This is a genomic window from Bacillus sp. C1 (assembly GCF_054570475.1).
The window spans coordinates 1-2,660 of sequence record NZ_JBTMZT010000029.1 but is presented as its reverse complement, the minus strand read 5'-3'; the positions used below and the strand labels follow the sequence as shown (position 1 = coordinate 2,660).

Annotated in this window: 1 protein-coding gene, 1 rRNA gene and 1 pseudogene; 2 read left to right on the top strand and 1 reads right to left on the bottom strand. The window is 35.2% G+C overall.

Annotation, left to right across the window (positions count from 1 at the left end):
* Nucleotides 1-114, top strand: a 5S ribosomal RNA gene (gene rrf / locus ACX5JI_RS26350); the annotation flags it as partial.
* Nucleotides 115-283: 169 nt separating this feature from the next.
* Complete coding sequence (locus tag ACX5JI_RS26345; protein WP_459503926.1) at nucleotides 284-1,015, top strand: DsbA family oxidoreductase; 732 nt, start codon at nucleotides 284-286, stop codon at nucleotides 1,013-1,015.
* Between the two features lie 619 nt (nucleotides 1,016-1,634).
* Here ACX5JI_RS26345 and ACX5JI_RS26340 read toward each other — a convergent pair.
* A pseudogene (locus ACX5JI_RS26340) lies at nucleotides 1,635-2,248 on the bottom strand (IS200/IS605 family accessory protein TnpB-related protein); the annotation flags it as partial.
* Nucleotides 2,249-2,660: the final 412 nt, after the last annotated feature.

Genomic DNA, 2,660 nt, shown 5'->3' with positions numbered 1-2,660 from the left:
TGGTGATGATGGCAGAGAGGTCACACCCGTTCCCATACCGAACACGGAAGTTAAGCTCTCTAGCGCCGATGGTAGTTGGGACCTTGTCCCTGTGAGAGTAGGACGTCGCCAAGCAAGCTTAAGACGAGTCAGAATGACTCGTCTTTTTTGTGTTTAATAATATAATGTATATTCTATAGAAACATACTGATACTATAAGTCTAGCCCTCTTGAAGCATAAATTTTTGAATTCTTCAATGCCCGTGCTACAATAATTGAAACCTAAATTTAAAGAGGTGTTAGTATGAAAATTGAAGTTTGGTCGGATTTTGTATGTCCGTTTTGTTATATTGGGAAGCGTAGGTTAGAAAAGGCTTTAGAGCAATTTCCACATAAAAATGATGTTGATGTTGAGTTTAAAAGCTTTGAATTAGATCAAAATGCTCCAATCTATTCTGGAATAAGTATTCATGAAGTAATTGCATCAAAGTATGGGATAGGTATTGAAGAAGCGAAGCAAAATAGTATCCAAATAGGTCATCAGGCAGCTAGTGTGGGTTTAACTTTTAATTTTGAAGAAATGAAACCGACGAACACCTTTGATGCGCATCGTTTGGCAAAGTTTGCAAAAGATCATGGAAAAGAAAAGAGTATTATAGAAAATCTGCTTTTTTCATATTTTACTGAATCTAAAAATTTAAGTGATGTGGAAACACTTGCTGATATTGCTGATGCCTCAGGCTTAGATAGGCAAGAAGCTTTAAAAATTTTAAATAATAAAAATGCTTATGCAAATGATGTTCGAATTGACGAAGGAATTGCCCAACAATATAAAATTACCGGAGTACCTTATTTCATTATTAATCAAAAATATGCTATTTCAGGTGCACAACCACTTGAAACATTTGTTGGTGCGCTTCAAAAGGTGTGGGAAGAAGAGAACCCTAAGCCTCAATTTCAAGATCTTTCATCAGATGATACAGACGATGCTTTTTGTGCGGATGGTAGCTGTTCAGTATCTTTAAAAGAACAATAGTTCCCTTCATCTATTATGCAGTGTATAAGGTAATAGATGAATAGGTTTTAAATGTCATATACAGAAACATTAATAATCTCTTGATGTAATTTTTAACCCACAGAAACTCGTGCAACTTCTGTGGGGTTTGTGCATGCAGTTTATTTTGATACATTAGTACTTATCTAAATGCATTTATGATAATGGTTCATTTATATAGTAAATGTATTCCCTCAATAAGTGCTTAAGTATTCACCATAGTTATATAGGATTGAATTTATGAATGTTGAATCTTTGGATGAATGGAATTCTCCTTATGGCTATTTGAAATTTATATAGATTTATTACCTGCAAAAGAATTAGGAATTTCAACGTGCATTTCCGAAGTCAAAGTGATTTAGCTGATTATCATTTACAGGACTACTCGGAATTCTTTAATACGGATATTTCGTTATAGCGGGAGAGTAACAATACATATAGTAAAAAGACCAAATCTTGGTCCTTTTATTATTATCAGCTTAATTTTTAAACAGAACCGCAGGGTAACTTGTTCTCCTTTTTCTCTCGCACCTTTTCTAGGACATCTTGAATGGTGGATTCTGTAGCGATACCGAAATCTTTTAGTTCTCTTACATAAATGTTATAACTCGTTACAACAATGTCCCAAGAAAGTTTGTGTGATGGAATCTCTGTTATTTACATCGTATAGCTGATAGAAATGATGCGTACGAATATCCAATCGATTGTTTAATTGATGCCATTGATTCCAGTGATGTGCGTCTTCCTTTAGAATATAAGGCCGCAACACCCTAGGCACTTTTTCTTTATACCCTAATCCCCAGCGACCAATCGTAATAGCCGTGGATTGATGAATGGAGACCCGAATTTCCGCATATATTTCATCTTTCCTGAGATCGAAGTGTAGGTGGGATTCACTAGAAAGACAGCCGCGCCCCTTTTATCTGTGCGACTAAGGATTGCACTTGTCATTTTCTCAGAAGTAAACATGCTCTTCATTCGCTCGCTTACTTCCATCTCGATTATCTTTGTGATTTGTCCAGTGGAATTCTCCATAATAGAAAAACGGAGGGAACCACTCCCCTTATAATTTCCAGCCTTCGTTACATTGACCCAAGTAAAATGCTCAAGATTGCAATCCACACCAATTGCGCCATCCGATTTACTATAATTCATGTGAGGATTTTCAGGTACATCGACTAAGCATTTCACGATATAATACGCCTCATAGTCTTCTCGTTTAAAATGATAAAATAGTTCGCACGTTATAAAGTAAGCTTATTAGCTTAGATAAAAGGAATAGGATCTATCAAATGTAAAGATTGGGCTGCATTAAATTGAAAATGCATTAGAGAAATAGATTAAGAGAGAGGAGGTAATGATCTTTTATTCAATACTACTATTTGAGGTAGGAGTATTGCCTGGATTTAGTGAAGTTTCAATATTGTGTTTCGTATGTTAGTAATGCGCTACAATAAATCATGTCTTTATGAAAAAACTTTTTTAAAAACTATTGACTATTAGTATATGGGGGTGTAATATTATACGAGTCGCCGATAGCAACAACGCAAAACGCGACAAACGAAATAAAAAACTTAGTTGACATTGAAAAACAAAAGTGTTAACATAAGGGAGTCGCAAATGAGCG